The sequence below is a fragment of the Vibrio sp. 1580 genome (assembly GCF_033340055.1).
The window spans coordinates 1-1,279 of the sequence record NZ_JAWOVT010000057.1; the positions used below are offsets into that span (position 1 = coordinate 1).

2 protein-coding genes are annotated in these 1,279 nt (G+C 50.4%); both read left to right on the plus strand.

The window, feature by feature from the left end; translation table 11 throughout:
* Positions 1-262, plus strand: a 262-nt coding sequence (locus R7093_RS23965; protein WP_318146856.1) for a helix-turn-helix domain-containing protein, incomplete at its 5' end; no start/stop codon positions are given.
* Positions 259-1,279 (plus strand): multidrug effflux MFS transporter (locus R7093_RS23970; protein ID WP_318146857.1); only part of this gene is annotated, 1,021 nt, incomplete at its 3' end. The genes R7093_RS23965 and R7093_RS23970, both read left to right, overlap by 4 nt.

The window sequence follows — 1,279 nt, forward strand, 5'->3', positions numbered from 1 at the left end:
GGCAGAGCAAGGCCGCCAAGCCATTAAAGATCAACCGGATTTGTGGAAACAGAAGTTCCGTGGCCGCCCTGCTGACCGGGAAAAACATCGGCTCATCGCGGCGTTACTATTAGAAGGGAACACGCTGTTGAGCGTGGCAGAGCAATGCGATGTCAGCTTGTCGACGGTTAAACGAATCAAAGCAAAATTGAGCGAGTTTGATGAAGATGGCGCTCTAAGAACGCGAAAAAATGCCGGATTCGCCGATGGTGAATCATCATGAACCGTCCCATCAATTTCCGCACGATTCTATTGGCATGTTTGATCATCAGTGTTGGCCAACTGAGCATGGGTTTAGTGATGCCTTCCCTACCTTGGATCGCCAAAGACTTCTCAGTTTCACTCGATCAAGCGCAGCTCCTCGTGAGTATTTATCTACTTGGATTTGGCCCTTCCCAGTTCATCTATGGCCCCATGTCCGACGCATTAGGGCGCAAGAAAGTGCTACTCGCTGGTTTGCTGATCGCAATGTCTGGCTTGCTGATGATCATTTTCTGGAGCCATACGTTTACTGGCATGGTATTAGGCCGCTTTTTGCAAGGCTTGGGGACGGGTTGCTGCGCGGTGTTGGCTCGGGCTTCCACTCGCGACCAGTTTAGTGGGAATGAGCTTCCCGTCGCGATGTCTTACATTGCTATGGCAGCGTCCATCACGCCGTTGATTGCTCCTGTGATTGGTGGGTTCATTACCTTCCACTTTGGCTGGAGTATGGTGTTCATTTCATTGTTGGGTTACGTGTCGCTAGCTTGGATCATCATTGCGTTTCGATTCAAAGAGACCATCACACGACGCTCTGCAATCCCCTCTCCAGCCAAAATGTTGGTGCAGTATCGTGATTTGCTCTCGTCTCGATATTTTATGAGCTTTGCGAGCATCAGTTGGCTCAACTTCAGCTTGATGATCACGACCGTCTCCGTGATGCCTTTTATCATGCAAGACCAAATCGGGATGACATCGGACGAATACGCCATGTGGGCACTGATCCCCGCGTTAGGCATGCTCGGCGGCACAACCATTTGTAACCGCATCCGCCCCGTCATCGGAAATAAGAAAATGCTGCTTTGCACGCCTGTTTTGCATATCAGTGCGGCACTGTGGTTGTTTTTCTGCCCGGTAGAGCCCTTGTATTTGATGATTGGACAATTGTTGATGATTCTTCGCAATGGCATTGCGTTGCCTTGTGCACAAGCACTTGTGATGCAACCATACAAAGAACAAGCGGGCGCGGCGGCAGCTATGT